Source organism: Streptococcus sp. DD13, from assembly GCF_001578875.1.
GTDB lineage: Bacteria > Bacillota > Bacilli > Lactobacillales > Streptococcaceae > Streptococcus.
In genome coordinates this window covers 1313064-1313563 of sequence record NZ_KQ969506.1, presented here as the reverse complement: position 1 = coordinate 1313563, position 500 = coordinate 1313064, and the positions used below count along the sequence as shown (strand labels likewise).

The 500-nt window shown below is 42.8% G+C and carries 1 protein-coding gene; it reads left to right on the top strand.

Annotated elements, in window-relative coordinates:
• Positions 1 to 427: aggregation-promoting factor (locus STRDD13_RS08490; protein WP_156471281.1), on the top strand; the 427-nt coding region annotated here is incomplete at its 5' end.
• Between the last annotated feature and the right edge of the window lie 73 nt (positions 428 to 500).

Sequence of the window (500 nt, the reverse complement as noted above, 5' to 3'; positions counted from 1 at the left end):
TCCAGATTTGATTTATGTAGGTCAAACATTAGAAATTGATGGAAAAACAAAAGCAAACGTCGCAACGTCTACGAATGAGGTTACATCCACAGTGGCTACACAAGAAGAGGTCGTGACGCCAGCGGCACAAACCACAGTAGCTCAAACAGCATCAAGTCAAACAACAACGACTGCTACCCAAACCTCTAACACAGCTGTAACTGGATCAGAAGCAGCCGCTAAAGAAGAAATTGCACGACGTGAGTCTGGTGGCTCGTATACAGCTACGAACGGACAATACATTGGTCGTTATCAATTATCAGCATCTTACCTTAATGGTGACTATTCTGCTGCGAATCAAGAGCGTGTAGCAGATGCATACGTGAGTCAACGGTACGGTTCTTGGACAGCAGCCTTAGCCTTTTGGAATGCAAATGGTTGGTACTAAGAGCGCTACATAAAAAATAGATGAAGAGAAGTATTCCATTCTTTTACGGATGTAAATTCTAAAGGAATTGGAT